A 416-nucleotide genomic window follows, 5' to 3' on the forward strand; every position below is an offset into this window, starting at 1 on the left:
GAACGAAGCACGAAAGACACTTCCCGCCGTCTCGGTCGCCGTCGTGCGGGGGGACAGCATACTCCTCGTGAAACGGGCAAGGCCGCCTTCGCAAGGGCTCTACGCCTTTCCCGGCGGCAAGGTCGAAGGCGACGAGACGCTGGAGGATGCGGCACGGCGTGAACTGGTGGAAGAGACCGGCTTGCGCGCCACCGGCTTGCGGCCTCTTCGGGAAATCCACATCGACGGCAGGGACGACAGCCACCCAGTCGACTATCTGCTCACGGTCTTCGGCGCCGCCTATGCCGGTGGCGAGGCCGTGGCCAGTGACGACGCCGAGACAGCTGCCTTCTATACACTCAAGGAGATGACCCTGCTGCCGCTTGTCGGCTCGGTATTCGCGGTCGCAGAGGAACTCCTCGGTCCCCTTCAGACCC

Annotated in this window: 1 protein-coding gene; it reads left to right on the forward strand. The window is 65.1% G+C overall.

What is annotated here, in order from left to right:
- Positions 1–416: NUDIX hydrolase (locus EN852_RS35500; RefSeq protein ID WP_246694501.1), on the forward strand; the 416-nt coding region annotated here is incomplete at both ends.

Source organism: Mesorhizobium sp. M2E.F.Ca.ET.209.01.1.1 (genome assembly GCF_004010375.2).
Classification (GTDB): Bacteria; Pseudomonadota; Alphaproteobacteria; order Rhizobiales; family Rhizobiaceae; genus Mesorhizobium.